Source organism: Mesorhizobium sp. M7A.F.Ca.AU.002.02.1.1, assembly GCF_003998535.1.
Classification (GTDB): Bacteria; Pseudomonadota; Alphaproteobacteria; order Rhizobiales; family Rhizobiaceae; genus Mesorhizobium; species Mesorhizobium ciceri.
Window position 1 is genome coordinate 1 of the sequence record NZ_RZPB01001504.1, and the last position, 417, is coordinate 417.

At 66.4% G+C, this 417-nt stretch carries 2 pseudogenes; one reads left to right on the forward strand and one right to left on the reverse strand.

Annotation, left to right across the window (positions count from 1 at the left end):
- Nucleotides 1-152 (forward strand): annotated as a pseudogene (locus tag EN879_RS38610) (delayed-early response protein/equilibrative nucleoside transporter); the annotation flags it as partial.
- A 25-nt stretch (nucleotides 153-177) separates the two neighbouring features.
- On the opposite strand, the pseudogene EN879_RS38615 reads toward EN879_RS38610, so the two are convergent.
- Nucleotides 178-417: pseudogene (locus tag EN879_RS38615) on the reverse strand (NAD-dependent epimerase); the annotation flags it as partial.

Genomic DNA, 417 nt, shown 5'->3' on the forward strand with positions numbered 1-417 from the left:
TGGCGGTGACCGCCAAGAACTGGGCGGTCTATTTCGCCGGCGACGGCCGCATGGGCAACCGCATCCACTCGATCGTCGAGATCGGCGGCGCCGCCTTCGTGTTCCTGTTCGGACTGCTGCTGCTGTCGGCAAGCCTGGCGAGCGGCGGATGATGCCCGACGCCACGAGGGTCGGAGTTTAACCCGCGATCTTGCCGCCGAGCTCATCCTCGATGTGAGCGCGGATGATCTCGTCAAAACTCTTTTCGGCGCTGAAGCCGAGCTCCCGCGACCGCTTTGCCTCGAAGCGCGTCGGCCAGCCCTTGACGATCGCCCAGATCGTGTCATCCGGAACCTCGCGGATCAGGCTTACCGCCTTCGGCCCGGCGATGCGTTCCAGCGCCTCGATCTGCTCGCCGACGGTGACGGCGACGCCGGG